Here is a 25,183-nt window from a genome sequence, read left to right as displayed (position 1 = left end):
TCAGCACTGCGGTACTCGAGCGCTCGAGACGCGAGCGGCCGGCAGGAATCGGCTGGAACGCGTTACTCCCACTCGGTGTAGCTGCACTTGCCGCAGTGCTTGCGGTCGCCGTGGTCGGCGAGGAAGGAGTCGCCGCATCGGGGGCACTGCTCGCGGTCGGTGCTGCCGTCGTCGTTGTAGAGTTCGTGGCGTGCCATGTTATGCTTCCTCCGCTTCAGCGTCCGCCTCTTCCTCGACGCCGATCTTGTTGCGCTCGAGCATGTGGTCCTGCTCGACTTCGCGGGCGAAGTCCGCGGATTCGTAGACCTTGGCTTCGCCGACGGTCTTTCGCATGCCGAACTTCGTGTTGAGGTTGCGGATGACGACCTCGTCGGCGTCCTTGTTCAGCTTCGCCGCGAGGCTGTCCCGAACCTGCAGGCGCTCGGGGGTGGCGTCCTCGTGGGTCAGCTCGAAGGTCACGTCGGTACGGTGCAACATGGGGTTGTCCTCTTCGGAAACGATGTCGACGTCCATGATATCACTCAGTTACACTACTATCCCCGTGTAGCGCCTAAAAGGATTTCGAACCCGCCACCGGCGTCTCGGGTTCGCTCCGGGCTTGACCGGTCGCGATCGCCGCGCGGTCGCCGCCGTCGTCGGTTCCCAAAGCCCGCGATCGGCGTTCGAGCCGATCGCGTCCGATATCGTCATTCCGATTATTAGTTTTTGTAACGAGTATTTTATCACAGACATGAACGAGCCGGAGGTATGGACGTCGAAGATATTTCCGTCGCGGAGCGACTCGGAATCGGCATCGGACTCGTGGTCGTCGGCTCGGCGCTGGGGCAGCCGAACCTCGGGCTCATGACTCGACTCGCCGCGTTGGCAACGCTCTTCGGAATCGGATTTCTCGGCGCGGCGTTCGAACCGCCGCTCACGAACGCGCTCGGCGCCTCCCGGTGGGACGAGCTGGGCGGGGTGAAACAGACAGCAGTGCTGTTCGTGCTCGCCGTCGTCGCGATCGTCCTCTGGTTCGCCGTCTCGATCGGCCAGAGCGCGCTCGAGGCGATGCTCTGACGACCCGGCTCGCGGCCGGCGCTCCCCGCCCGCGTCGCGCAGCGCCGCTCGAGACGAACTGAAACCGAAATTAGTTAACCGTCTCCGCGCCTGAAATTAGAGTTATTCCCCTTGAGCTTCCAACACTAACTATGGCAGAGAGACACAAGCATGAACGGACGCTCACCGGCATCGAGATCGTAATCGGCGGGCTGCTGGCGGGGCTCGTGGGCGGCGTCGGCATGGGGCTCGTGCTCCTGCTCGGACCGGACGTGTTCGAGGTCCTCGGCGCGCTGCTCGGATCGTCGACGATCGCCGCGGGGTGGATCGTCCACCTCGCGGTGAGCATGGGCTTCGGGATCGCGTTCGCCGTCGTCGTCTCGCGGCCCGCGGTTCGGCAGTTCGTCGGGTCGTTCGACGAGTACGCCGGCGCCGCCGTCGCCTTCGGGACGGCGCTCGGCCTCCTCGTAGGCGGCCTCATCCTCCCGGCCGCGGTGGCCCAGGCGGGGGTGGCGACGCTGCCGCTGCCGTTCCTGCCGCTGCCGGGGCTGGCAGCGGAGTTGCTCGGGGCGGCCGTCTTCGCAGTCGGCCACCTCGTCTACGGCTTGCTCGTCGGCGCGACCTTCGGGACGATCAACGGCGCGGTCCCGCGTCGACTCGCCGACCGGACGCCGACCCACAACTGAGCCGCAACTGCCCGCACAGCACGGCCGCTCGCGGTCCTATTCTTCCACGACGACGAGCCCGCGCGGCGCCTGCGCCTTGAGCGCGTCGTCCCAGTCGATCCCGACGGGTCGCCACCGATCGCCGAAGTTCGTGGTGACGAACAGTCCCTGATTGTTCACGCCGTAGACGACGCCGTCGGCGGCGACCGCCTCGGATGCGTTCAATGCAGGGTCGTCGAAGACGGTCCGGACGACGCCCTCGCCCATCGGAATCCCGCGGTCGTCGAGGCGGTGCCATCCCTCGCCGGCCGTCCGCCGGTACACGTACGATTCGGCCCGTTCGGCCGTGTGGGCCGCCGAGGCGCCGCTCGCACTCGAGACGAGCACCCGGTCCGGATCGGCGGGATGGGGGACGACGCTCCAGCAGTAGGTGTGCTCGAGCCCGTCCTGCGGCCGCCGCCAGGATTCGCCGCCGTCGTCGCTCTCGGCGTAGCCGTCGCCGGCCGCCGAGTAGATTCGTCCCTCGCGATCCGGGTGGGTTGCCAAGCTGTGGTTGTCCCGGCGCGAGCCGTCGGGGCGTTCGTGCCACGTCTCGCCGCCGTCGGGGCTGTAGACGAACGCGCCCGCCTCGATGCCCACGTAGAGCCGCTCGGGATCGAACGGATCCACCTCGAGCCAGCGGGTGTGATGGGTGTGCGGACGCGGCGGGAAGTACCACTCCGGCTCGGAGGGGAGGTCGGTCAGCCCCTCGAGGAGCGTCCAGGAGTCGCCGCCGTTCGCGCTGCGGTAGACGCGGCTCGGTTCGGTCCCGGCGTAGACCACGTCGGGATCGTGCGGGCTGATCGCCAGCGACGTGACGGCCTGGCTGACGAAGTCCGTCTCGAGGGGCGCGAACGTCTCGCCGCCGTCGCTCGAGCGGTGGAGGCCGTCCTCGAAGGTCCCGACGAAAACGCGCTCGGGCGCATCGGTCGAAGCCGCGACGCACTCGAGGGAGTGCCCCTCGAGGCGCGTCGCGGTCGTCCAGTCGTCGGCCGTCGGTCCCGAGCCGCGACAGACGAGCAGCCGATCGCGGAGCGCGACGTACGCTGTGGCCATAGCGGGTATAGAACCTACTCGTACAAACGAAATGGGGTAGCAACGGCCTCCGCCGCTCGACTAGCGCTGCGCGCGAAGACAGATCGACCGGGGAACGCGACGCTCCAATTCCGTCGCCGCGTCCGGAAACTCCCGCTCGAACGCCTCGTTCGGGGCTGGCTCCTCGAGCGCGCGCAGGTCGAACCCCGTCTCGAGCAGGGGTCGGAGCAACTCGGTCAACGAACGCCGGTAGTAGACGCCGGGGTTCGAACTCTCTTCGCCGGTCCAGTGGATCTTGAACCGCTCCGTCTCGTGGTAGTTTGTCCGCGGCGACGACGGCTCGACGACCGGGTTCAGATCCTCGAGCGCCGCGTACGCATCGGGGTACGCCTCGTCTCGGACCACCTGAAAGTCGTGGAACGGGTGGTGCGTCGAAAGGACGACCGAGCCCCCGGGTCGAAGAACGCGAGCGAACTCCTCGACGGGCGTCTCGAGCGACGGCAGGTGCGAAAACACGTGCTGGCAGCACACGAGGTCGAACGAGTCGTCCTCGAGGAACTCGAGCGGTTCGTCCACGCGAGCGCGGCGAAAGTCGACCCGATCGCCGTGTCGCTCCTCGGCGGTTCGAATCATCTCCTGACTCGCGTCGATCCCGAGCACGTCCGCGCCGCGGTCGGCGAGCCGCGCCGCGTAGTGGCCGTCGCCGCAGCCGGCGTCGAGGACGCGCAGTCCGTCGACCGGCGGCAGGAGCGATCTGATCGTTGGCCAGAGGAGGTGTTTCTTCGTGGGCTGTTGGGTGAACTCCGCCCAGATGTCGGCAACGGCGTCGTAGTGGTGTTCGATCGAATCGGAATCGCCGTCCATACGCGCCGTTCGGCGGCGGTTCCAAGAGTAGTTGTTACGATAACAACATCTTCCGAGTTCGAGAGTGAGAGTGAGAGTAAGAAAGGAAAACGCCAGTAACCGGCTCAGTCGTCGTCCATCGGCGCCGACACCGGCTCGACGCGCTCGCCGCGCGGACCTTCGATGTCGACCTTCGGGAGCAGGTCCCGCAGGTAGCGGCCGGTGTGGGATTCGTCGAGTCGCGCGACCTCCTCGGGGGTACCCGTCGCGACGACCTGCCCGCCGTTCTCGCCGCCCTCGGGGCCGAGGTCGATGATGTGGTCGGCGTTCTTCACGAGGTCGAGTTCGTGCTCGATGACGACGACGGTGTTGCCGTTATCGGTCAGCCGGTGGAGCACGTCGATGAGTTTGCGTTCGTCCTCGCTGTGGAGCCCGGTCGTGGGCTCGTCGAGCAGATAGAGCGTCTCGCCCGAATCCTTCTTGCCCAGTTCTTCGGCGAGCTTGATGCGCTGTGCCTCCCCACCGGAGAGCGTCGTCGAGGGCTGGCCGAGCTTCATGTAGTCCAGCCCGACGTCCTTCAGGAGTTTGAGGCGCCGGCGGATCTGGCTCGAGGACTCGAAGAACTCGTAGGCCTCCTCGACCGACATCTCGAGGACGTCCGCGATGGTCTTGCCCTTGTAGGTGACGTCGAGGGTGGCGTCGTTGTAGCGGGCGCCGTCGCACTCTTCGCAGGGGACGTACACGTCCGAGAGGAAATTCATCTCGATCTTCACCGTGCCCTGCCCGCCACACTCCTCGCAGCGGCCGCCCTTGACGTTGAAGGAGAACCGGCCCTTCTCGTAGCCGCGCTGTTTCGAGAGCTTCGTCGAGGCGAACAGCTCGCGGATGTGGTCGAAGACGCCGGTGTACGTTGCGGGATTGGAGCGCGGCGTGCGGCCGATCGGCGACTGGTCGATCAGGCGGACCGTCTCGATCTCCTCGAGGCCCTCGAGGTCGTCGTAGTCGCCCGGGATGACGCTCGTGTTGTCGTTCATCTGGCGGGCCAGCCCCTTGTAGAGGACCTCGTGCATGAGGGTGGACTTCCCGGAACCCGAGACGCCCGTAATGGCCGTAAAGCAGCCAAGCGGGATGTCGACGTCCAGCTCCTTGAGGTTGTGCTGGCGCGCGCCGAGGATCGTCATCGCGCCGTCGGGGTCGCGGCGCTCCTCGGGCACGGGGATCTGCTTGCGTCCGGAGAGGTAGTCGCCCGTCACGGAGTCCTCACACTGCTTGACTTCCTCGACCGGGCCGTTGACGACGACCTCGCCGCCGCGCTTGCCGGGGCCGGGGCCCATGTCGACGACCTGGTCCGCGCGGCGCATCGTCTCCTCGTCGTGTTCGACGACCAGCAGGGTGTTGCCGAGGTCGCGCAGTTCCTCGAGCGTGTCGAGCAACCGGTCGTTATCGCGCTGGTGGAGCCCGATCGAGGGCTCGTCGAGGACGTACAGCACGCCCACGAGGCCGGAGCCAATCTGCGTGGCCAGTCGGATGCGCTGGCTCTCGCCGCCCGACAGCGTCGAGGCCTCGCGGTCGAGGGTCAGGTACTCGAGACCGACCTCGACCATGAAGCCGAGTCGCGCGCGGATTTCCTTAAGGATCTCCTCGGCGATGACCTTCTCGCGCTCGGTGAGGTCCGCCTCGAGCGACTCGAAGTGCTCCAGGGCGTCGCCGATGCTCATCCCGTTGATCTCCGTGATCGAGGTCCCGTCGACCAGCACCGCGCGGCTGGCGGGCTTGAGGCGGGTGCCGTCGCAGGCCGGACACTCCGTGACCGACATGTAGTCCTCGATGTGCTCGCGGGTCGAGTCCGAGTCGGTCTCGAGGTAGCGGCGCTCGAGGTTCGGAATGACGCCCTCGAAGCGCTTGCGCTTCCGTCGCGTTCCGTTTTTCGTGTGGCGCTTGAACAGCACCTCCTCGTCGGTGCCGTACAGGAACTGTCGCCGGATATCCTCGTCCAGTTCCTCGAACGGCGTCGACAGCGAGACGTCGAAGTGCTCGGCGACGGCGTCGAGGCGCGTCTGGTAGTACGAGCGGTTGTAGCTCCAGGCTTCGAAGACGTGCTTGAGCGGCTTCGAGGGGTCCTGCACGACGAGATCCTCGTCGACTTCCTTGGTCTCGCCCAGTCCCTCACACTCGGGACAGGCGCCGTGGGGGGAGTTAAAGGAGAACGAGCGGGTCTCGATCTCGGGAACGTCGATGCCGCAGTGGGTACACGCGAGGTCCTTCGAGAACTCGACGACGAACCGGTCGTCATCGTCGTCGCCCTCGTCGCCCAGCGCGCCGGTCCGACGGGCTTCCTCGCCGAGGTCTTCGGCGGCCTCCTCCGGCGGGTCCGGGAGGATGACCTTCAGGACGCCCTCCGCCTCGGCGAGCGCGGTTTCGACGCTGTCGATGATGCGCGGACGGTCCTCCGCGGAGACCTTCACGCGGTCGACGATGACGTCGATCGTGTGGTCGAAGTTCTCGTCCAGATCGGGATCGTCGAGCGTGAGGTCGTGTTCCTCACCGTCGATCTCGACGCGGGCGTACCCTTCGGACACTAACTCCTCGAAGAGATCCTCGAAAGCGCCCTTCTGGTCGCGGACGACCGGCGCCGCGAGCTTGGCCTTCGTCCCCTCGGGCAGCTCGAGGATGCGCTCGACCATGTTCTGGGCGCTCTGTTCGCCGACTTCGCGGCCGCACTCGGGACAGTGGGGCGTGCCGACGCGGGCGTAGAGCAGCCGCAGGTAGTCGTGCAGTTCGGTGACGGTCCCGACGGTCGATCGCGGATTGTTCGCGGCGTTCTTCTGGTCGATCGAGATCGCCGGGGAGAGCCCTTCGACGGTCTCGACCTGGGGCTTGTCCATCTGGCCTAAGAAGTTCCGGGCGTAGGCCGAGAGGCTCTCGATGTATCGGCGCTGGCCCTCGGCGTAGATCGTCTCGAACGCGAGCGAGGACTTACCCGAGCCCGACAGGCCGGTGACGACGGTAAACTCCTCGCGGGGGATCTCCACGTCGAGGTCCTTGAGGTTGTGTTCCTCCGCACCGCGGACTTCGATGTAGTCCTTGCTCATGTCTCGCTTGCGATAGGTCGTGAGTAGCTGGTCGCGCGACTCGATACCCGATTCATTGTAGGTGTATCAGTGGCCCGAGGAACTTAACGGGTCTGAAACCCGAATGGCGAGGTGTTCGTTAGCACTAGTCACAAAGCCGCAGGACGGGGTGCCCAAAGTGACTTCGGCCGGAAGCACGAACGGTCGGTCATGAGTGACGACACCGAGCCCGACCTGTCGGTCGGCGAATTCGTCGAGTACTGCCGGACCCAGGCGGGGCTCCTCTCCGGGCAGGTCGAAACCATGGGCAAGGAAGCGGACGAACTCTTGGACGAGATCGAAGAGACGGTCGCGGACATCCGCTCGCGACTCGAGGAGCAACAGGGCGCGAATACGAAGGGAACGGCGACTCCAACCTCGACAGCCGATCCGGGCGCGGACGACGTTGACGTCGAGGACGTCGAGGAGATGGCGGCGGACTTAGAGGAAAAACAGACGATCGTCGAGGCCAAACAGGCACGGATGCAGGCGTTTCAGGAACTGGCCGCGGACTACACCGAGCTCGCCGAGGAACTGCAGTCGGACGCCGAGGACGGCCGGGCGGCGATGACCCGCGTCGTCGAGTTCGAACTCGATCGCGACGCGCCGGCGTACTTCGACGAGCGCCAGACGCTGGCCGAAGCGGCAGCCGACGCCACGGAATCGGACGATTCGGAGCCTACCGAAGTCGAACCGGAGTAACGGGCCTCGATTCACCGCTGCGGGGTCGGAGGAGACGTTTTGTACGTTCGGCCGGTAGTGCGCACGTATGTCCCAGACCACCCATAGCTGCCTCTGCGGCGCGACCCTCGAGTTTCGCCAGGATATCGTCAAGGAAGGCGGCGGCGTCTATCCGACCTGGAAGTGCAAGGACTGTGGGACCGAGGTTCCGGGGCAGATCGCCGAGAAGTTGCGCCACCAGCATCCATCGTGAACGCTCACCTCGAGTTCCCTACAGCGACAGCGCCTCGAGCGCCGCGTCCACGTCCGCCGGCGTGTTGACAGCGTGGACGGAGATCCGGATTGCGTCCGGGTACGGCAGCGAGCGGATAGTGATGTCGTGTGCGGCGAGTCGCTCGACGGTCGCCTCGGGATCGTCGACGTCGATCGTCACCAGCCCCGATTCGAACTCGCGCGGACTCAGTAACCGCTCGTCCGAGATCCCCGCCTTCAGGCGGTCCGTGAGCCGCTCGATCCGATCCCGAACCGTCTCGAGGCCGATCTCCTCGAGGCAGTCGATCGCCTCGACCAGGCCGGCGTGGGGAACGGGACTCGCGGTGGCGACCTCGAACCGCCGCGCGCCGGCCGCGTACTGGTACTCGGTAGCGTCGGGATCCTTGACGCTCCGGTAGCCGATCGCGGGCGGGACGAGATCCGCGGCAACGTCCTCGTCGACGTAGCAGAAGCCGGAACCGAACGGGGCGAGCAGCCACTTGTGGCCCGCCCCGACGACGAAGTCGGCGTCCCACTCGGTGACGTCGACCGGGCCCTGACCGGGCGCCTGCACGGCGTCGACCAGCACCAGTGCGCCCGCGTCGTGTGCGATGTCGACGATCTCGCTAACCGGTAACCGAGTGCCGTGCGTCCAGGTCAGCGAACTCACGCAGAACAGCGAGGCGTCGGCCGCGGCGGCTTTCACGTCCTCGAGATCGAGACGTCCCCGTTCGGTCTCCAGGACGCGCACGTCGATCCCGCGCTGGCGCTCGAGGCGCTGCCAGGGCAGGACGCCCGCGGCGTGCTCGAGGTCGGTTCGGACGACGGCGTCGTCCTCGTCCCACTCGAGCGAGACCGCACCGGCGATGCGGTTGATGCCGTCGGTCGTACTCTCGGTGAGGGCGATTTCGTCGGGAGTGGCACCCAGCAGGTCGGCGACGGCCGCCCGCGCCTCGTCGTAGGCGTCGAGCGCCGCGGGGTACATCCCCTCGTCGCCGGGGGCCGCGTACTCGTGGTGCTCGAGGGCCGATTCGGCCGCCTCGACGACGCGGCGGGGACTCGGCCCGCTCGCGCCCCAGTTGCAGTAGACGTCGCTCTCGAGGCCGGGAATCGTCTCGCGGAGTGCCGTCGGATCCATTAGTCCGTGGTTCGCGCTCGAGCGTGTTCGTTCTGGCGGCGTTCGGTCGACGGTGCAGGCCGGTGACTGACTCGGGAATCGATGACTGACGGTACCTGACGGTCGCGACCGCGGACCGAGGGACAAAAACGGGGAACGGAGCCACGGAGCGTGTGACAGGGATCCTGGCTCCACGAGTTTCCACGGGACGGACGAGCAAAACCTTGTCTACTCGGAGCGAACCGAGCCTACTTTCGAACGATAGTGCCGCCGGCAGTCCTGATCACGACGTCTCCGCTGCTCGGGTCGAACGTGATCGAACGCCCGGCGCTGCCGCCGACCTCGACCGCACGCACGGGAATCCCGTAGGCCTCGAGCAGCGCCTTCGCGGCGGCCACGTTCTGGTCGCCGATCGATCCGCCGGCGCCGCTGAACTCGATCATCGTCGCTCCGCCGACGAGTTTCGCCCACGAGCGATCCGGGACGCCGCCCTCGCGCTCGAACTCGTCGAGCATCGCCTCGAGGCCGGTATCGGCGAACTTCGCGTCGGGTTCGGGGCGGGTCCGCGAGTCGGACTCGGGGAGCATGAAATGCAAGAGGCCGCTCACTTCGTGGTCAGGATCGTGGAGCGCCACGGCTACGCACGATCCCACGCCGCTCGTCTTCAGCGGTCGGGTTTCGCCGGTGACGGCGTACTCCGCGACTCCGACGGGTATGCACTCGTATTCGCTGTCGACCACGGAATCACCTCGTTTGCAGGTCCCACCCCCGACCGCCCCCTTGGGCATAGTCGCCGTTGCTCTGTGGTAGCCTTTCCGGCCGTCACCTCCGTGCGCCGGGCGAACGGCTGCCGACGGTGATAGCCGTCGGTAAAACGAGCGCGTCGCTACCGACTCGAAACTCCCTGCTTCGGCGGCTCGATCAGATCTCGCCCCGCAGTACGATCTCCTCGCCGACCGACTCGAGCATGTCCTCGGTGACGATGTAGTCTTCCTCGTCGTCGCCTTCCCAGCCGAGCGACGCCATGAACTGTTCGGTGAGCGACGGGTTCGGGTCCACGTAGGCCCGCGACCCGTTGACTTTCGCAACGATGCCGAGTTCTTTGCCTTCCGCGTCGACGACCGTCTTTCCGACCTCGTCGTCCGTTAACGGTGCCGTCATACTCGACGGCTACGACGAGACCGGGGGTAAACGCTGGCCCGTCCGCTGCCGGCCGCCGGTTGGCGGACGCGGGCGGACGCGACGACTTTACTGCAAGGGAATAGTACAAACCCGTGTCCGACGTGGGCCCGAAACGAGGCTTCCGCGGCCGCGCGGACGAACGGGCGACCGCGTTCGGGAGGTCCCGTGGATCACGACCCTAACCCCATCCAACCATGACCCAGACACTCGAAATCAGCGACGACCTGATGGACCGACTCGAGAGCCACTGCGAGGCGGGCCAATCCCCCGAGGAACTCGTCGAGGAGTTGGTCTCGATGTACGAGACCGAAGGGACGTTCCTGCAGGAGGGCTACTCGGAGTAGCGGTTGCGACGGCGTACAGCGTGCCGACCGGAAGCGAGCGGCCGGCGCAGTCGTTTCGTCTTCGTCGGGCTTCGAACTGTAGACGCATCGCGAGCGCGTCGCTTGCAGTTCACGGGACAGCACGGTACGGATCGAAAACCGAATCGAGACGGTCGAGCAGCGGAAAAGACGCAGCGTTCCCGGAACCGCAGCCTCAGTCCTCCATCACGGTATCCTCGTGGTCGTGGTCTTCTCGAAGGTGTTCGACCGCGTGGAGTTCGACGACCGGAACCACCTTGGCGAGACTCAGGAAGAACAGCGCCACCAGGCCGATCGTCCCCGCGAGCGAGGCGAGTTCGATCAAACTCGGCACGTACGTCCCCGGCGTCGCCGCGTAAATGTCGAACACGGGATGGAAGAAGCCCTCGATGACGAACAGGATCTTCTCGAGCAGCGTCGCGGTGAGGACGGCGAACGCGCAGATGAGCGCGCGCGTCTTTGAGAACAGCGCCGGCCGGATCGTCTGGGCAAAGATGTACGCCAGCACGAGGCCGACCAGCGTCATCGAGAGGATGTAGGCCGGCTGCTCGAGGGTCGCCTCCCAGGTGTGGCCGAGGCCGGTGGGCGGGGAGAACGTACCGGTCGTCACCTGCTGGAGCTGGAGCCAGAGGAACAGCAGGCAAAAGAACCCGAGCCAGAGCGTCAGGCCGCGGAAGATGTCGTCGGTGATGATGTGCTCCCAGTCGTACGCTCGACGGAAGCTGTAGGAAAGGATGATGACGCCGCTGATCGCGGACGTGAGCGCGATCGTGAGGAACTGCGGGCCCTGCACGCCGCCGAACCAGCGCGGGTAGGTCGGCAGCACCGCGAACAGCCACGGGATGACCCCGCCGTGGAGCAGGAGCGGAGCCATGATGATGATCGCCAGCGCGAGCCACCAGACCATCCGCTGGACGATCTCGTCCTCGCGCTCGGAGTAGCCGAGCGTCATGACCGCGTAGATGGGGTCGAAGTAGTCCGGGAGTTGATCGCGCAGTCGGTGAACGTCGTACCGTAGCGTCAGCGAGAGGTAGGTCGCGGTCAGGACGAAGTATGCCGTGATGACGGTCACGTCCCACACCAGCGGCGAGTTGTTGACCGTGATGTGGTAGTGACCGATGACGCTCGTGACCATCCGATCCGGGCGACCCATGTGGACCAGAATGTAGAAGCCGGCCGCGGAGAGGCCGGCCAGCGTCAGCATCTCGGCGAGGCGAGCGACCGGCATGTACCGTTCCATGCCGAGCAGCCGCACGGCGGCCGAGAGGATGATCCCGCCGTGGGCGATCCCAACCCACCAGATGAACGCGCCGATGTAGACGCCCCAGGTGACGCCGCCGCCGGTCCCCCAGTCGGAGAGGCCGGTGACGGCCAGCCCCTGCTGGAGCTGGTAGGCCCAGCCGATCAGGAAGACGCCGAGGGCCAACCCGGCGACGGCGACCAGCGCGTAGTACTTCCGCGACGTGCTCGTGATCGGACGCAGAATGTCGGCTCTGCTCGGCGTTTTCGTGCTCATCGTGCGAGAGTCTCCCGTGCCTACCCCAGCCACGCATTTCGTTTCGCAGGTTGTGTGTGCAAGCACGTCGTCGACTCGCGGCTGTGGCAGCCAGAACCGACGATCGCCGTAGAACGATCGGACGAACACGGCGACGGCCGCGCGAAACCGACGAAACCGATTACGAACGGCGCGGACGGGAGCGACACCCTCGGTGACGGGATCGAAAACCGAACGCAACGAAAAGACGGGAGCCTCAGTCCGGCTTACTGTTCCTGTGCGGGTGCGAGCTCGTCGAGGTCGACCTGCTTCTCGAGCAGGACCTCCTTCTGGTCGGCGACCTCGCGCTGTTCGCGCATCAGCTGCTTGAACTTGCTCTGGGGCGAGAGATCGCCGATGAGGACGCCGCCGACGATCTTGCCGTCCTTGAAGGCGATGCGGCGCCACTCGGTGTCGCTGTACTTGCGCTCGGCGTGCTCGTCGCCCAGCGTCGGGTGACCGAACGAGAGGAAGGGGAAATCGAAGTGCGTGATAGAGTAGGAGGAGACCCACTCGAACTCCTCGTCCTCGGCGTCGGCGGCCATGTTGACCGCGGCGACGCGACCCTGCTCCTTGGCCGAGCCCCAGGAGCCGTTCTGGGCCTGCTCGCCGAGCAGGACGTCGTAGAACCGGGTGAGGTCGCCGGCCGCGTAGACGTCCTCGAGGTTGGTCTGCATGTACTCGTCGACGACGATGCCGTTGTCCTGCTCGATGCCGCTGCCGCGCAGGAACTCGGTGTTGAAGGTCAGGCCGATGGCGACGCCCGCCCAGTCGCACTCGAAGCGGTCGCCGTTCGGGTCGATCGCGGCTTCGACGTGGCCATCGTCGTCGACCTCGAAGCGGTCGACGCCGCTGTCGAAGACGGGTTCGACGCCCTTCTCGCGCATGCCGTCGTGCATGATCTCCGCGCCGTCCCCGGAGAGCGCGTAGCGCCACCAGCGGTCGCCGCGCATCAGGTACTTGCCCTCGATGCCCTGCGCGCCACAGACCGCCGCGAAGTCGATGCCGAGTAGGCCGGCGCCGACGATGACGGCGTCTTCGGAATTCTCGGCGGCCTTGCGGATGCGTCGTGCGTCCTGGAAGGTCCAGAAGTGGTGGACGCCCTCGGCGTCGCTGTTCTCGACCGGCAGCTGGGTCGGAGTACCGCCGGTTGCGATCAGTAGCTTATCGTAGCCGATTGCCTCGCCCTCGTGGGTGTGGACGGTCTTGTCGTCGGTGTCGACCGACGTGACGTGCGTGTTCAGGGAGAGGTCGATGTCGCGCTCGTCGTACCAGTCCTCGTCGTGGATGGAGATGGGGGCCTCGGGAAGCTTCCCTTTCGCGTGTTCCTTGATCAGAATGCGGTTATACAGTGCTTCCCCCTCATCGGTGATGACGGTAATCTTCGCGTCCGGATCTTCCTCCCGGAGGGTCTCGGCAGCCGAACTGCCAGAGATCCCGTCACCGATGATGACGTACTCTGTCATATCCGGACCGTTCGTAATGCGGGTTAAAGTGGGTTGCTATCTCGTCTATTTTGACTGGCCCGCTGAACGGTCCAAACGATTGTCCGGTTCGACCGATCAGGGGGCGGGAATCATATAATTTGACGGGTCATACGACGGGGTATTTATACCAGCAAGTATTGCACCAACCTCCGACCCTAGTCGTCAACGAACTGGCCGCACTCGCTCGAGCGCGTGAGGCGCACCGTTGCCGCGCGACACCGCGCGCCGCCGCCGGCCTACGCTGTTGTCCGAACCGTTCTTTACGCTACCGTCCGTACGACGGGCTATGAAACTCCGCCAGAACGCGCGTCACTTCGCCTCGCGAAAGGCACTCGAGACGCCGGTCGTCCGGTCGGTCGCCAAGTCGGGACTCGTCCGCATGCACACGAAGGTCTTCCTCGGGAAGGCGGACCCGGACCACGCCGACGAGCGCGAGGCCCATCTCGACGCCCTCTTCGACGCGACGGTCGACACCTACCTGCGCGCGCTCAAGGACGGCTACTCCGAGGCCGAAGCCCGCGAGATAACCCACGTCCAGGCCAACTTCGACTTCTACAACCACGGCTGGACCGAGATGATGGAGTTCCCGGGCGACGAACTCGAGGACCACTACGAGCGCTACGGGGACTTTTTCGAGCGGTGGGACATCACGATCGACGACCCGCTCGGCCAGTTCGCGCCGCCGGAGGGGCTGCCCGAGGCCCCCTCGACGCCCGAGAAACTCGAGGAGCCCGAGCACCCCCACGCCGAGGGCGGGTTCGCCGACGACGTCTACGTCGAGAACGAGGAGGGCGAACTCGTCATCGGCGGGCAAGACGACCCCGACGACGTCGACGTCTCGCAGGCGGTCGGCGTCGGCGAGGGCGACGCGGATTCGGACGGCGATCAAACGGCCGCGTGATTTCCTCCTAACCGGATGCTCACCTGTCCCTGATCGCAAGCGACACCCACCCTTTCACGCAACGATCCGGCTGATTTCGGCGCCTCCCAAGCGGCTAAGTGCGCGGAGGGCCGCGGTTTTAAGGAGGAATGGACGCGAACGATCGTTCGATAGCCGGCTTCACGATGGCCGGGCACGCGCTGGTTCACTGGTTCGAGACGTCGATCCCGATCTTTCTCGTCGTCTGGCTGAACGAGTTCGACGTCGGCGTCGCCCTGTTCGGCCTCATCGTCGCGCTCGGCTACGCGCCCTTCGGCGCCGGCGCGCTGCCCGGCGGGATTCTCGCCGACCGGTACGGCCCGAAGCGGCTCATCCTGTGCTGTCTCGGCGGAATGAGCGTCGCCTTCCTGCTGCTCTCGGTCGGCACCTCGATCTACGCCGTCGCCGTCGGCCTGATCCTGTGGGGCGTCGCCGCGAGCGTCTACCACCCCGCCGGCCTCTCGCTGATCAGCACCGGCGTCGCGGAACGCGGGACGGTCTTCGCCTGGCACGGCATCGCCGGCAACGTCGGCATCGCGCTGGGCCCGTTCGTCGCCGCGACGCTGTTGATCGTCCTCGAGTGGCGACTCGTCGTGGCGCTGCTCGCGATTCCCGGACTCCTCGCGGTGCTGTACGGACTCACGGCCGAGTTCGATCCGACCGCGGCCGTCGACGGCGACGTCGAGGCCGGCGCCGACGAGGCCCTGTCGCTGTCGGAGCTCTTGACGAACTCCCGGACGCTGTTCGCGAGCGCCTTCGCGCTGATCTTCGTCATCGTCGCCTTCGAGGGGCTGTACTACCGCGGGATGCTCACCTACCTCCCCGAGATCCTCCACAGCGCACCTGCGATCGAGGCGCTGCCGCTCCCGGCCGACCTCGAGGGGATCGAGCCGAGCCGGTACATCTACGTCGGCCTCTTAGTGGTCGGCATGGCAGGCCAGTACGCGGGCGGGAAACTCACGGACCGCGTCGATCCGGAGCGCGGGCTCGCCGCGCTCTTCGCCGTCTTCGTCGTGCTCGCGCTCGCGTTCGTCCCGGTCGTGGAGATGGGGCTCGGGCCGATCGTCGCGCTCTGTGGCGTCTTCGGCTTCTTCCTGTTCGCGATCCAGCCGTTCTACCAGGACGCCGTCGCCGTCTACACGCCGGCCGACACGCGCGGGCTCTCCTACGGCTACACCTACCTCGGGGAGTTCGGCATCGGCTCGGCGAGCATCGCCGTCGGCGGCTTCGTCCTCGAGGCGTTCTCTACGACCGGATTCTTCCTGACGATCGCGGGCTTCGCGCTCGCCGGAACCGTCCTCTCGGCGGGGCTGCTCGCCGGACTCGACCGGTTCGTCGGCCCGGAGCGGACGGTCGACGCGAAGGCGGACGACTGAGGACGGAGCGTCGCCGCCGTCGTTCGCTACCTTTTTGGCCGCACTGTGGCAACCACTGGCCATGCTCACCGTGCGGGCACCGGCGACGAGCGCGAACCTCGGGAGCGGCTTCGACGTCTTCGGCGTCGCTCTCGGCACGCCCGCCGACGTCGTCCGGGTCGAACGCGCGCCGAAAACGACGATTTCCGTCACCGGCGCCGGCAGCGAGTACATCCCCGAGGATCCGGCGCAAAACACCGTCGGTGCGGTCGCCGACGCGCTCGACGCGCCGGCCCGCATCCACATCGACAAGGGCGTCCGTCCCTCCTCGGGGCTGGGCTCCTCGGCTGCGAGCGCGGCCGCCGCCGCCGTCGCGCTCAACGACCTCTACGACCGTGGCTACACCCGCGAGGAACTCGTCCCGATCGCCGCGGAGGGCGAGGCGCTCGTCTCCGGCGAGGCCCACGCCGACAACGTCGCTCCCTCCTTACTGGGCGGCTTTACCATCGCGACCGACGACGGCGTCACGCAGGTCGACGCGCAGATTCCCGTCGTCGCCTGCCTCCCCGAGACGGCCGTCTCGACGCGCGACGCGCGCGACGTCATCCCTGACAGCGCGGCACTCGAGGACGTCGTCGACACCGTCGGGAACGCCGCCACGCTGACGGTCGGAATGACGCGAAACGACCCCGATCTCGTGGGTCGCGGGATGGAAGACGCGATCGTGACTCCCAAGCGGACCAGCCTGATCGACGGCTACGAGCAGGTTCGCACGGCCGCCCTCGACGCGGGCGCAACCGGCGTCACCGTCAGCGGCGCCGGACCGGGCGTGCTGGCGGTCTGTCACCAGCACGATCAACGGGCGGTCGCGTCGGCGATGCTCGAGGCCTTCGAGGCGGTCGGGATCGACAGCCGGGCCTACCAGACTCGCGTCGGCGAGGGCGCGCGCTTGTACCGGGAGTGACGTAATCGCGGGCGGCCCGTCTCGCGGGTCGCCGTCCCGAGGCACGTTCTGCCTCGAGACGGCATCGGCGGAGACGTCGACATCGAATCGAACGCTATGGGCGCTCGAACCGACGCCGGACTGACGGGACTCGTTCTTGCGGCGACCATTGCTGCGTTCGTCCGCGTCGGCGCACCGGTCTCGTGGCCTGCTGCGGTACTCGGCGGGGCCGGTACGCTCGCGTTCGAACTCGTCGCCGCCCGCGATCCCGAACTCGTTCGCGAGTACTGGGAACAGCGGATCGTTCAGGTCGCAGCAGTCATCCTCGCGGTCGTCGTGATCATCGTCGGAGCGCGGGTCGCACCCGCACCGGTTTTATCAGCGATAGCGGGCGCACTGGTGACGTATCTCGGATTCCTGGTAATCGTAACCGTCGCGGTCGGAACTCGTCACTCGCGTCACGAGCGATAGAGAAACAGTGGCCGAACGCGTCAGGGCCAGAGCCCGCGCGCCTCGTGAGCGCGGCCGATCCGGTCGAGCGCGACGATGTACGTCGCGTCCCGCCAGGTCACGCCGCGGTCGTCGACCTCCCGCTGGACCGCGTTCCAGGCCGCTTCCATCTCGGCCTCGAGTTCGCTGTTGACGCGCTCGAGCGACCACGAGCGGCGGTTGATGTCCTGGAGCCACTCGAAGTAGCTCACCGTGACGCCACCCGCGTTCGCCAGGATGTCGGGGATCACGGGGATGCCTCGCTCGGTCAGGATCGCGTCCGCGGCGCTGGTCGTCGGCCCGTTCGCGCCCTCGACGACGAGCGAGGCGCGGACGTCGTCGGCGTTCGCCTCGGTTATCACGTTCCCGATCGCGGCCGGGATCAGCACGTCCACGTCGAGTTGCAGGAGCTTCTCGTTGGTGATGATCTGGTCCGCGTGGGCGTTCGCGTACTCGGTGACAGCTTCGGGCTCCTCGTCGTGGGAGGGAATCTCCTGAACGGGGATGCCGTCCGGATCGTAGGCGGCGCCGTTGACGTCGCTGATCGCGACGACCGTCGCGCCCCACTCGTCGAGGAGGCGCGCGGCGTTCGCGCCGACGCTGCCGAACCCCTGAACGGCGACCGTCGTCTCCTCGAGAGGCTGGTCGTAGTAGTCGCAGGCCTCGCGGGTGACGATCGCGACGCTGCGACCGGGGGCTTCCTCGCGGCCCTCGCTGCCGCCGACGACGGGCGGTTTGCCGGTGACGACGCCGGGGATCGTCTCCCCCTGTTGCATGCTGTAGGCGTCCATCAACCACGACATCGTCTGCGGGTCCGTCCCCATGTCCGGCGCCGGAATGTCCTTGTTCGGCCCGATGGCGTCGCGAATTTCCTCGGTGAACCGACGGGTGAGCCGCTCGGTTTCGGCCTCGCTCAGGTCCTTCGGATCGACGATGATACCGCCCTTCGCGCCGCCGAAGGGGATGTCCATCACCGCGCACTTCCAGGTCATCCACATCGAGAGGCCGATACACTCCTCGCGCGTGACCTCGGGGTGGTAGCGCAGCCCGCCCTTGAACGGCCCGCGCACGCTATCGTGCTGGACCCGGTAGCCGGTGTAGACCTCGAGCGAGCCGTCGTCGCGCTCGATCGGCACGTTGACCTCGTGGACGTGCGCCGGGTGTTTCAGCCGCTCGACGACGTTCGGATCGAGTTCGAGATGGTCCGCGGCGTGCTCGAGCTGCCGAAGCGCCGTTTTCTGCGCCGATTCTTCGTCGACCGGTTCGTCCTCTGCCTCTGTCCCCGCTGGTACGTCTGCTGCTGTTGCGTTCGAAGCCATGTAGATCGATATCGATAGTAGTCGTTACTCGAGAGAATTCGCCCGATTCTGGATCCCTGCCCCGCATTCCGGGCACGCACCCGGGTGTGTGCTGGCCGTTATGAGCTTCCCACACCGGAGACACTCGTACGTGGATTCCGTTTCGGAACCCGCTGTTGCGTCGAACATCACCGCCGGCTACGATACGGATATTTATAGTATTTATTCTATTATGTGACATAATGCACCTTATATGGATTAAGGTGCCATTGGGGTTTCGAGGAGCACCTAACACAGGACCGCTGCGGAGGTGAAATAGAAGCGTGGAAAATCGGCTCGAAACGCTGTGAAGAGGTAGGTAACGACCGCTCGAGTAGTGAGAGAGCGAGGATAAGAAACCAGAAAACGAGAAATATCCGTCGCGGGCTTAGACGCCGCGACCCTGCAGCTGCTCTTCCTCGGGCAGGTCGGCGTTCGCGTCGCCTTTCATCCCCTTGCCGAGGTTCTTCGAGATTTCTGCGAGCGCTTCGGGATCGTCCCAGTTGTTCGTCGCCGCGACGATCGCCTCGGCCATCGCGGGCGGATTCTCCGCGCCGAAGATGCCGCTGCCGACGAAGATGCCGTCGCAGCCGTGGTGCATCATGAGCGCCGCGTCGGCGGGCGTCGCGATGCCGCCAGCGGCGAAGTTCACCACTGGAAGACGGCCCATCTCCGCGGTCTCGTGAACCAGTTCGGCCGGCGCCTCGATCTCGCGGGCGAAGGCCTCGCGCTCCTCGTGGGTCATGCCCTCGATCTTGCGGATCGCGCTCTTGATATTGCGCTGGTGGTGGACGGCCTGGTTCACGTCGCCCGTGCCGGCTTCGCCCTTCGTGCGGATCATCGCCGCGCCCTCGTCGATCCGGCGCAGGGCCTCGCCGAGGTTGCGCGCGCCGCAGACGAACGGCGCGGTGAACTCGCGCTTGTCGATGTGGTAGGCGTCGTCGGCGGGCGTGAGCACTTCGGACTCGTCGATCATGTCCACGCCGACGGCCTCGAGGATCTGGGCTTCCTTCGTGTGGCCGATTCGGGATTTGCCCATCACCGGGATCGAGACCTCCTCGACGATCTCCTCGACGTCGGCGGGGTCGGCCATCCGCGCGACGCCCCCGCGCTTGCGGATGTCCGCGGGGACGGCCTCGAGCGCCATGACGGCGACCGCGCCCGCGTCCTCGGCGATGCGGGCTTGCTCGGGGTTGACGACGTCCATGATGACGCCGCCCTTCTGCATCCGCGCGAAGCCGCGCTTGACGAGGTCGGTCCCGCGGCGCAGTTCCTCGAGATCGGCGTCGGCGTCGGCATCGGCGTCGGCGCTATCGGGATCGGTAGACGCTGTCATACTGCGGCGTTAGGATCGATCCCACTTACGCGTGTCCTTTACGGCGATGCCGTCGGACGCACGCAGGAAGTTTCGCCGTCACTCGAGGGGGACGCCCTCGTGCAACCGCGCGCGAACGTCCGACCCGTACAGGCGGGCGATCGGGCGCTGCCACAGTCCTACTTCGGACGCCAGTTCGGGCGCGACCGACAGGCTCGCGCCGACGGGCGGTCCGATCGCGAGCTCGCCGCGGACTCGAGCCCGCGCGCGACGGAGCGTTCCGTCCTTCGTGCTGTAGCTCCGGAGCGTCAGATCGCGGTGTCGGCCGCCAATTCGGGGGCGGGGAACCGCGAGGCGAACTGCGGGTTCGTCGCCGCCGTTGGCATCGTTGCCGGGGCCGCTGTCCCGACCACCAACGGCGATCCGGATCCCGCGCGGCGTGTCGGCGACCGTGAGGGCGCCCCGCTCCTTCGGATACCCCCAGATCTCGCGGCCCAAGGCGACCGACGCGTCCGACGTGACGGGAAGCCGGTGGACGTAGCCCCCGAGTTCGCCGCCGAATAGCTGCGCGAGCGGAAGCCGCGTGCGACTGCCCCGGACCGCCGGCACGATAACGGCGAACTCGTCGTAGGGCTCGAGGCCGGTCCCGCCATCGCGGCCGACCTGCCGATACCGGATGCCGACGAGCGCGACGCAGCCGATCCCCGGCGCGATCGCCAGCGGCTCGAGTTTCGACGGGAGTACCGACTCGAGCACCCGTCTGCGAGCGGAGACGACGACACCGCCCATCGCGAACGAGAGCTCGAGGGGCAACGAGACCGTGTGGCCGGTCGAGAGGCGCACGCGCGATCGATCGCCGTCGGAGCGGGGGAGGTCGGCGGACATGGGTTCGAATACGACGGACGAACCGACGGCAGCCAGCCCGATAGTTCGACGGGGAATCCCGTTCCGGAACCGGACGTCCATACCGCTACCGTTTTGCCCGACCCGTTCGTCGCGCTGGATGAACGATGAGCACGTCGTCCGGGCTGCCCGACCGCGAACCGTTGCCGAAGTATCTGGCTCCTGTGCCGACGACGCTCGAGGATCTGGGGCTGCGATTCGCGTGGCTGGTCGTCGCGATCAACCTCGCGGGGACGGCCTTCGGCTTCTGGTACTACTCGGGCCAGTTCGCCACCACGCCGACCGCGATGTGGCCCTGGGTGCCCGACAGCCCGATGGCGACGCTGCTGATCGCGCTGGCGATCGCCTGCTGGAAGCTCGGCCGCGAGCAGCCGTGGCTGACCGCACTGGCCTTCTTCGGAAATATCATCCTCGGGCTGTGGACGCCGTACACGCTGCTCGCGTTCGCCGACGCCTACAGCTACATCCACCCGCTGATGTACCAGTTTCTCTTCTGGAGTCACCTCGCGATGGTCGTGCAGGCGCTGGTGCTCCACCGGATCACCGACTTTCCGGTGTGGAGCGTCGCCGTCGCGCTCGTCTGGTACGGGAGCAACCTCGTCGTCGACTACTTCGTCCCGGTCCTCGGCGATCCCCACCACACGTTCATCCCCGTCGCGCGCGACACGCCGATGTTCCTCGGGGCGGACGCGCTCGGGGTCATCGCCGCCGGCGAGGTGACGTTCACGCTGCTCGCGCTCTTTCTCGCGCTGGCCATCCGCGCCGAGAAGCTCGCGCTTCGGGTCGACGACGGACCGACGGCGACCCGCGGGTCGTAGCCGCGACCAGAACTCGGGCCAAAATCCTCGAGAGCGGCGCACGAGCAGCCCTCCGAGAGCGAATGACGGAGTCTACCGCGGCCTCAGGTCGAGCGCCACACGTTTATTGATCTGTCGCTAGGGTGGTCCTATGGGAGTTCCCGGTCCGGCGCCGGACGTGACGCTCGAGGACGTCCGGCGCGTCGTCGCCGAGTCGGAGCACCCCGGCGCGCCGGTCGCGGCCGGGGAAGTCGCCGAGCGACTCGGGTGTAGCACTCGTGCGGCGCGGACCAAACTGAGCGAACTGATCGAACGAAACGAACTTCGAACGAAGCGGATCGACGGGACGCGCGTCTGGTGGCGGCCGGCGACTCAGCCGGTCGACGAGCGGGGCGACCGAAGCGAGCGGACGACGCGGGACGAGTCGCCGGAACCGAACGAGACCGACCGGCAGCCGAACGCCGACCGGTCGCTCGCCGAACGCATCCTCGAGACGGTGCCGATCGGGATCGGCGTCGTCGCGGCCGACGGAACGGTCGTGCGGGGGAACGAACGCCTGTTCGATCGGCTCCCGTGCCCGAACGGCGACTGCGAATCCGACGGCGTCGACGCCTGGACGCTCTACGACGCCGACGGCGAACCGATTCCGAACGACGAACGGCCGTGGGCGCGGGTCTTCGACGCCGGCGAACCCGTCACCGACTACGAGTGTCAGGTCGAATTCGCGGACGGCGAGCGCCGCTGGCGGTCGATTACCGCCGCGCCGATCGCGGGCGACGACGGGGACGAGTTCGTCCTGCTCTCGATCGACGACGTCGCCGACCGCAAGGAGCGCGAACGGCAGCTCCGCCGGGAGTACGATCAGACCGAGAAACTGCTCGAGACGGCGCCGATCGCGATCGCCGTCCAGAACGCCGACCGGGAGACGATTCGGGCGAACCAGCGCGCACAGGAGGCGTTCGGCCTCTCCGAGCAGGAGTTTCGCGACAACCCCGTCGACACCGGCGAGTGGAGGATCTACGACGAGGACGGGGAGCTGCTCGACTCGAGCGAGACGACCTCAGGCCGCGTGCTGGCGACGGGCGAACCGGTCCTGGACGAGGAACTCGTCTTCGAACCGCCGAACGGCGAGCGGCTCTACTTCCGCGTGAACTCGGCGCCGATCTTCGGTCCCGACGGCGAGATCGAACGGATCGTCACCGCGGCGAAGGACGTTACCGAACTCAAGGCCCGAGAACGCCAACTCGAGCAGCGCAAGGCGGAACTCGAGACGGAGTTGAGCGAGATCCTCGGACGGGTCTCGGACGCGTTCTACGCGCTCGACGAGGAGTGGCGGTACACCCACCTCAACGAACAGGCGGCCGCGATCCTGGACCGCTCGCGGGAGGAACTGCTCGGCCGGCCGGTCTGGGAGACGATTCCCGACGCGGTCGAGTCGTTCTTCCGGGAGCAGTATCAACGGGCGATGGAGACCCAGGAGCCGGTCAGCTTCGAAATCGAAGCCGCGACGTTCGACGCCTGGCTGGAGTTTGCCGTCTACCCCTCCGAGTCGGGCCTGTCGGTCTACTTCCGCGATATCACCGAGCGAAAGCGGTACGAACAGCAACTCGAGGCGTCCAACGAACGCTTAGAGCAGTTCGCCTACGCGGCGAGCCACGACCTGCAAGAGCCGCTGCGGATGGTCACGAGCTACCTCCAACTCCTCGAGAACCGGTACGGCGACGAGCTCGACGACGACGCCGAGGAGTTCATCGAGTTCGCGGTCGACGGCGCCGAGCGCATGCGCGAGATGATCGACGGCCTGCTGGAGTACTCGCGGGTCGAAACGCAGGGCGACCCCTTCGAACCGGTCGACCTGAACGCGGTGCTCGCGGACGTCCGCGAAGACCTCCGGGTTCGGATCGAAGAGAGCGACGCCGACATCGCGGTCGAGGACCTGCCGACCGTCGAGGGCGACGCCAGCCAGTTGCGCCAGGTGTTCCAGAACCTGCTCACCAACGCCGTCCAGTACAGCGGCGACGGTCCGCCGCAGGTGCGGGTCAGCGCCGAGCGAGCGGGGGACATGTGGGACGTCTCGGTCCGCGACGAGGGCGTCGGCATCGACCCCGACGATCAGGACCGCATCTTCGAGGTATTCCAGCGGCTCCACGGCCGGGAGGAACACCCCGGAACCGGCATCGGCCTCTCGCTCTGTCGGCGCATCGTCGAACGCCACGGCGGCGACATCCGCGTCGACTCGGAACCCGGCGAGGGAACGACGTTCTCGTTCACGCTTCCGGCGGTCGGGACGGCCGCCGACGGCGACTGAGACGACCGTCGCCGATAGCTGCCAAAAACGGCTTTCGGCGGCGCCGAGCTTTCGAATTGGAAGCGAAGTAACGTCCTATCCCGGTCCGAAGGCCGCGATATCGGCACCCACCGTCGCCAGCGCGTCGGCCGGGTTCGGGTCGCCGTCGGCCAGGTGCGTGTACCGGTGGTCCGGAACGCTCGAGAGCGCCGCCGCGACGGCCTCGCTGTACGCCTCGACGCCCGGCTCCGTCGGGTCGTCGCCGCCCCAGACGTCCTGGATGACCGTCATCGAGTCGATGCGCACCTCCAGCCGCCGCGGCTCGTAGCGAGCCAACAGTTCGGAGAGCCCGAGCTGGAGGGCGACGTACTCGGCGGTGTTGTTCCCCGTCCGGGCGCCGACGGGGCGGCCGAGACGGGCGAGTTCGTCCTCCGCAGCGTCCATGATGACGGCGCCCGCACCTGCGGGACCGGGATTGCCGCGCGAACTGCCGTCGACGTAGAGGACGAACGCGTCGCCCGTCGGCTCGGGGACCGGCGGCCGGGCGAGTCCCGACTCCAGCAGGCGCTCGAGCGCGCGGCGCAACTCGTCCGAGTCGGTCTCGGGGTCGAACAGGCCGCCGTAGCCGGGGACGGCGTCGTCGATGGCGTCGGTGGCGGCCGCCACCTCGTAACCGAACCCCGCGAGCACCTCGTCGACGAGCGCGGCGAGCGGCGAGAGGTGTTCGGCCGGGAGGGAGTCGTCGGTCACGTCACTCGCCTCCTCGGGCTTCGGGTTCGACCCCTCGCTCCCTCGCTTTCCGCCGATCCCGTCGACCGATCGCACCGCTGCATATCGGTCCTCGGTGCTCGAGCGGGATAATCTCTTCAGGTGGCACCGGCGGCGGGCCGTTTCGAATCGGTCGTCGCTCCGGAACTCCCAGCGGCTGATACGACCGCCTGCTGAATAGAGAGAGTGAATTCGACCGTCCCCTGCATTCGCGTTCTAGAGACCTGCTAATCCAGCCGAGTGCACCGGTTACACTTTCAAACTCGGTACTTATCCGGTTACGACCACTGAAACTGATAATGGGGCCCGAGAATCAGGAACAGCAGCTACTGGTCGAGTACGAAATTCCAGCGGACGAATCCGTGAGTATGGCGGCCGTCCACGCCGTGAGTTCGCTAAAGGAGTGTGAGCCGTGGGAGTTGAGTCCGCTGTACAGGACGATCGATCCAGAGATGCTGGACGACCTATGCGAGTCACAACGAGACGGGATAGTCAAATTCGTCTACAGCGGCTTTCATATCACCGTTGAGGAAGGCGAGTATCTTCTACTTCGACCAGCAGATCACGGGTGACCGTCGAATTCGTGCCCCGTATTCAGGCTGTTCACATCCATTATCCGAAACGATCGGAACCCCAGGAGAGGGATCGCCTGCTCCCCGATCGATCGTTCGCCGACTAACCCGATAACGAACTGGCGCTCACAACGATCGGGACGCTGTATCGGTGGG

At 66.7% G+C, this 25,183-nt stretch carries 27 protein-coding genes; 12 read left to right on the top strand and 15 right to left on the bottom strand.

The features are described 5' to 3' along the window. Positions 1-62 precede the first annotated feature (62 nt). Together HALXA_RS06965 and HALXA_RS06960 are read right to left on the bottom strand one after the other, a co-directional pair. The gene (locus HALXA_RS06965) at positions 63-197 is read right to left on the bottom strand and encodes a 30S ribosomal protein S27ae (protein ID WP_013879612.1); all 135 of its coding nucleotides are present in this window, start codon (positions 195-197) and stop codon (positions 63-65) included. A gap of 1 nt (position 198) precedes the next feature. Further along, a complete protein-coding gene (locus HALXA_RS06960) occupies positions 199-513 on the bottom strand; it encodes a 30S ribosomal protein S24e (RefSeq protein WP_013879611.1) in 315 nt (104 codons plus the stop codon). Between the two features lie 234 nt (positions 514-747). On the opposite strand from HALXA_RS06960, the gene HALXA_RS06955 reads away from it, so the two are divergent. Then, positions 748-1,056, top strand: coding sequence for a hypothetical protein (locus HALXA_RS06955; RefSeq protein WP_013879610.1), 309 nt, complete (start codon positions 748-750; stop codon positions 1,054-1,056). Positions 1,057-1,187: 131 nt separating this feature from the next. Continuing rightward, positions 1,188-1,721 carry a hypothetical protein gene (locus HALXA_RS06950; RefSeq protein ID WP_013879609.1) on the top strand — a complete coding sequence of 178 codons (534 nt, stop codon included), beginning with the start codon at positions 1,188-1,190 and terminating at the stop codon, positions 1,719-1,721. Between the two features lie 36 nt (positions 1,722-1,757). On the opposite strand, the gene HALXA_RS06945 is transcribed toward HALXA_RS06950, so the two are convergent. The 3 genes from HALXA_RS06945 to uvrA form a co-directional block, all read right to left on the bottom strand. Continuing rightward, positions 1,758-2,795, bottom strand: a complete 1,038-nt coding sequence (locus tag HALXA_RS06945; RefSeq protein ID WP_013879608.1) for a WD40/YVTN/BNR-like repeat-containing protein — start codon at positions 2,793-2,795, stop codon at positions 1,758-1,760. Between the two features lie 60 nt (positions 2,796-2,855). After that, positions 2,856-3,638: a class I SAM-dependent methyltransferase gene (locus tag HALXA_RS06940; RefSeq protein WP_013879607.1), complete on the bottom strand. Its 783-nt coding sequence runs from the start codon at positions 3,636-3,638 to the stop codon at positions 2,856-2,858. Positions 3,639-3,742: 104 nt separating this feature from the next. Beyond that, the gene (gene uvrA / locus HALXA_RS06935; protein ID WP_013879606.1) at positions 3,743-6,709 is read right to left on the bottom strand and encodes an excinuclease ABC subunit UvrA; all 2,967 of its coding nucleotides are present in this window, start codon (positions 6,707-6,709) and stop codon (positions 3,743-3,745) included. 189 nt (positions 6,710-6,898) lie between these two features. On the opposite strand from uvrA, the gene HALXA_RS06930 reads away from it, so the two are divergent. Continuing rightward, positions 6,899-7,429, top strand: a complete 531-nt coding sequence (locus HALXA_RS06930; protein WP_013879605.1) for a hypothetical protein — start codon at positions 6,899-6,901, stop codon at positions 7,427-7,429. A gap of 67 nt (positions 7,430-7,496) precedes the next feature. Further along, a complete protein-coding gene (locus HALXA_RS22020) occupies positions 7,497-7,661 on the top strand; it encodes a hypothetical protein (protein WP_013879604.1) in 165 nt (54 codons plus the stop codon). Between the two features lie 18 nt (positions 7,662-7,679). Here the strand turns inward: HALXA_RS22020 and HALXA_RS06925 are convergent, their stop codons facing one another. The 3 genes from HALXA_RS06925 to HALXA_RS06915 all read right to left on the bottom strand — a co-directional run bounded on the left by HALXA_RS06925 (position 7,680) and on the right by HALXA_RS06915 (position 9,938). Continuing rightward, positions 7,680-8,798 carry an aminotransferase class V-fold PLP-dependent enzyme gene (locus tag HALXA_RS06925; RefSeq protein ID WP_013879603.1) on the bottom strand — a complete coding sequence of 373 codons (1,119 nt, stop codon included), beginning with the start codon at positions 8,796-8,798 and terminating at the stop codon, positions 7,680-7,682. Positions 8,799-9,025: 227 nt separating this feature from the next. Beyond that, positions 9,026-9,517 carry a chemotaxis protein CheD gene (locus HALXA_RS06920; RefSeq protein WP_245550089.1) on the bottom strand — a complete coding sequence of 164 codons (492 nt, stop codon included), beginning with the start codon at positions 9,515-9,517 and terminating at the stop codon, positions 9,026-9,028. 181 nt (positions 9,518-9,698) lie between these two features. Next, a complete protein-coding gene (locus HALXA_RS06915; protein ID WP_013879601.1) occupies positions 9,699-9,938 on the bottom strand; it encodes a hypothetical protein in 240 nt (79 codons plus the stop codon). Positions 9,939-10,153: 215 nt separating this feature from the next. On the opposite strand from HALXA_RS06915, the gene HALXA_RS22015 reads away from it, so the two are divergent. Further along, positions 10,154-10,303: a DUF7557 family protein gene (locus HALXA_RS22015; RefSeq protein WP_013879600.1), complete on the top strand. Its 150-nt coding sequence runs from the start codon at positions 10,154-10,156 to the stop codon at positions 10,301-10,303. A 193-nt stretch (positions 10,304-10,496) separates the two neighbouring features. Here the strand turns inward: HALXA_RS22015 and nrfD are convergent, their stop codons facing one another. Both nrfD and HALXA_RS06905 read right to left on the bottom strand, forming a co-directional pair. Beyond that, on the bottom strand, positions 10,497-11,837 hold the full coding sequence (gene nrfD / locus HALXA_RS06910; RefSeq protein WP_013879599.1) for an NrfD/PsrC family molybdoenzyme membrane anchor subunit: 1,341 nt from the start codon (positions 11,835-11,837) through the stop codon (positions 10,497-10,499). A 245-nt stretch (positions 11,838-12,082) separates the two neighbouring features. Beyond that, entirely contained in the window at positions 12,083-13,321 is a 1,239-nt protein-coding gene (locus HALXA_RS06905) for an NAD(P)/FAD-dependent oxidoreductase (protein WP_013879598.1), read from the bottom strand. A 307-nt stretch (positions 13,322-13,628) separates the two neighbouring features. On the opposite strand from HALXA_RS06905, the gene HALXA_RS06900 reads away from it, so the two are divergent. From HALXA_RS06900 to HALXA_RS06885, 4 genes are all read left to right on the top strand, one after another. Continuing rightward, on the top strand, positions 13,629-14,243 hold the full coding sequence (locus tag HALXA_RS06900) for a DUF6149 family protein (RefSeq protein WP_013879597.1): 615 nt from the start codon (positions 13,629-13,631) through the stop codon (positions 14,241-14,243). Positions 14,244-14,371: 128 nt separating this feature from the next. Continuing rightward, positions 14,372-15,637, top strand: a complete 1,266-nt coding sequence (locus HALXA_RS06895) for an MFS transporter (RefSeq protein ID WP_013879596.1) — start codon at positions 14,372-14,374, stop codon at positions 15,635-15,637. A 61-nt stretch (positions 15,638-15,698) separates the two neighbouring features. Further along, positions 15,699-16,580, top strand: a complete 882-nt coding sequence (locus HALXA_RS06890; protein ID WP_013879595.1) for a homoserine kinase — start codon at positions 15,699-15,701, stop codon at positions 16,578-16,580. A 96-nt stretch (positions 16,581-16,676) separates the two neighbouring features. Beyond that, a complete protein-coding gene (locus HALXA_RS06885; protein WP_013879594.1) occupies positions 16,677-17,030 on the top strand; it encodes a hypothetical protein in 354 nt (117 codons plus the stop codon). Positions 17,031-17,050: 20 nt separating this feature from the next. Here the strand turns inward: HALXA_RS06885 and gdhB are convergent, their stop codons facing one another. From gdhB to HALXA_RS06870, 4 genes are all read right to left on the bottom strand, one after another. Next, the gene (gdhB, locus tag HALXA_RS06880; protein ID WP_013879593.1) at positions 17,051-18,367 is read right to left on the bottom strand and encodes a glutamate dehydrogenase GdhB; all 1,317 of its coding nucleotides are present in this window, start codon (positions 18,365-18,367) and stop codon (positions 17,051-17,053) included. 24 nt (positions 18,368-18,391) lie between these two features. Further along, entirely contained in the window at positions 18,392-18,535 is a 144-nt protein-coding gene (locus tag HALXA_RS21645; protein ID WP_013879592.1) for a rubrerythrin-like domain-containing protein, read from the bottom strand. Positions 18,536-18,773: 238 nt separating this feature from the next. Then, entirely contained in the window at positions 18,774-19,721 is a 948-nt protein-coding gene (gene pdxS / locus HALXA_RS06875; RefSeq protein ID WP_013879591.1) for a pyridoxal 5'-phosphate synthase lyase subunit PdxS, read from the bottom strand. Positions 19,722-19,799: 78 nt separating this feature from the next. Then, entirely contained in the window at positions 19,800-20,585 is a 786-nt protein-coding gene (locus HALXA_RS06870) for an acetoacetate decarboxylase family protein (RefSeq protein ID WP_148263675.1), read from the bottom strand. A gap of 125 nt (positions 20,586-20,710) precedes the next feature. Between HALXA_RS06870 and HALXA_RS06865 the strand changes: the two genes are divergently transcribed. Both HALXA_RS06865 and HALXA_RS06860 read left to right on the top strand, forming a co-directional pair. Further along, a complete protein-coding gene (locus tag HALXA_RS06865) occupies positions 20,711-21,421 on the top strand; it encodes a DUF1405 domain-containing protein (RefSeq protein WP_013879589.1) in 711 nt (236 codons plus the stop codon). A 130-nt stretch (positions 21,422-21,551) separates the two neighbouring features. Next, positions 21,552-23,708, top strand: a complete 2,157-nt coding sequence (locus tag HALXA_RS06860; RefSeq protein ID WP_013879588.1) for an ATP-binding protein — start codon at positions 21,552-21,554, stop codon at positions 23,706-23,708. A gap of 75 nt (positions 23,709-23,783) precedes the next feature. On the opposite strand, the gene HALXA_RS06855 is transcribed toward HALXA_RS06860, so the two are convergent. Then, positions 23,784-24,437, bottom strand: a complete 654-nt coding sequence (locus tag HALXA_RS06855) for a ribonuclease HI family protein (protein WP_049895425.1) — start codon at positions 24,435-24,437, stop codon at positions 23,784-23,786. 317 nt (positions 24,438-24,754) lie between these two features. Here HALXA_RS06855 and HALXA_RS06850 point away from each other — a divergent pair, with 317 nt between their 5' ends. Then, positions 24,755-25,027 (top strand): HalOD1 output domain-containing protein, encoded by a 273-nt coding sequence (locus HALXA_RS06850; RefSeq protein WP_013879586.1) that lies wholly within the window; start codon positions 24,755-24,757, stop codon positions 25,025-25,027. The last annotated feature ends 156 nt before the right edge of the window (positions 25,028-25,183 follow it).

Source organism: Halopiger xanaduensis SH-6 (genome assembly GCF_000217715.1).
Taxonomy (GTDB): Archaea; Halobacteriota; Halobacteria; order Halobacteriales; family Natrialbaceae; genus Halopiger; species Halopiger xanaduensis.
This window is presented reverse-complemented; position numbering and strand designations above follow the sequence as displayed.